This is a genomic window from Streptomyces sp. SID11385 (genome assembly GCF_010548245.1).
GTDB lineage: Bacteria > Actinomycetota > Actinomycetes > Streptomycetales > Streptomycetaceae > Streptomyces.
In genome coordinates, this window is sequence record NZ_JAAGLR010000060.1 from 1 (window position 1) to 992 (window position 992).

The following is a 992-nucleotide window of genomic DNA, read 5'->3' on the forward strand; positions in this document are numbered from 1 at the left end:
GTGTGCGTCGCTCAGCAGCGACTCGTGCCCGCGCGCCGTGCCGGGCACGAGTTCGCGCAGCAGGCCGCCGCCGCGCAGTATCGGGAGCGACTGGTCGGCGGCGCGCAGCCGGGCGGAGACCGCCCCGAGCCGCTCGGCCTGGTAGCTGTCGAGCAGCCCGGGACCCGCCTCGCCGCGCGCGGCCGCTGCGAGCTTCCACGCCAGGTTGCGCACGTCGCGCAGCCCCTCGTCGAGCCCTTGCGTGCCCACTGCGCCGACCAGGTGCGCGGCGTCCCCCGCGAGGAACGCGCGATCGACGCGCCAGCTCCGCGCGAGCCGGTGGTGCACCGTGTACACGCCGGTGTCGAGGAGTTCGTACGGAGGCGTCTCGCCGCCGCACCAGCCGGCCAGCGTCTCCCGTACCCGCGCCACGAGTGCGTCCGGTGTGACGAGATCGCCCGCGGCGGGCAGCAGCCAGTCGAGGCGCCACGCGCCGTCCGGCAGCGGACGCGCCGCGATCTCCGGACTCGCGCCGCGCCACGGCGGCGAACGGTGCAGCAGCGCCTCGCCGGGATGCGGCAGTTCCGCGCGCAACGCGGCGACCGCGTGCCGTTCCAGACCCGAACGTCCAGGGAAGCGCACGCCGATGAGTTTGCGCACCGTGGAGCGCGGCCCGTCGCAGCCGACGACGTGACTGCCGCGCCACCAGTTGCCCCCCGTGCCGCGGGTGCGCACCGTCACGCCGTCCGCGTCCTGCTCCAGCGCGACGACGCGGCTGTCGGCGACGAGCGTCACGAGCGGCGAACCGACGAGAGCCCGGCGCAGCGCCACGGCGAGGCCGTGCTGCGGGATGTGCAGCGGCGCGGCGAACGGCTCGCCCGTACGCGACGTGGCGCCGCGCGCCGCGACGTCGCCCTCGCCGAACGCGATGTGCCGCACCGTCTGCTTACGGCGCATCAGGCGCCAGCCCGACCACCGGGCCCCCGCCGGGGCGTCGCCCTGCGTGACCGGCG

Annotated in this window: 1 protein-coding gene; it reads right to left on the reverse strand. The window is 76.8% G+C overall.

The annotated features are described in order from the left end of the window. Positions 1-992 (reverse strand): FAD-dependent monooxygenase (locus tag G3I42_RS02360; protein WP_203606259.1); only part of this gene is annotated, 992 nt, incomplete at both ends.